At 60.4% G+C, this 285-nt stretch carries 1 protein-coding gene; it reads right to left on the reverse strand.

Annotated elements, in window-relative coordinates; translation table 11 throughout:
- The coding region (locus tag PROPJV5_RS12320; protein WP_420812738.1) for a hypothetical protein at window positions 1–285 on the reverse strand (285 nt) is incomplete at both ends.

Here is a 285-nt window from a genome sequence, read left to right on the forward strand (position 1 = left end):
ACTCACCACCGCCAGCCGCCAGTTCTGCCAATACGTCACCGACGCGATACCCTGGGTGATGAGTTCCCCCCACCTGGTGCGCGGCAGCACCACCATCGACACCGCCACCGCCACCAGAACAGTCGCCACCAACGGCGGCAACAACCGCTTGAACGTATTCACCCACCGCTCCGCAAAGAACGGCATCCGACCCCGCTCAGTACGACGCACAAAAGAACTCGTCATCAAATAAGCCGAGATCATGATGAACGCATCCACACCAATCGGCGAACCAACCGTCCACGC

Origin of the sequence: Propionibacterium ruminifibrarum (assembly GCF_900289195.1) — a bacterium.
GTDB lineage: Bacteria > Actinomycetota > Actinomycetes > Propionibacteriales > Propionibacteriaceae > Propionibacterium > Propionibacterium ruminifibrarum.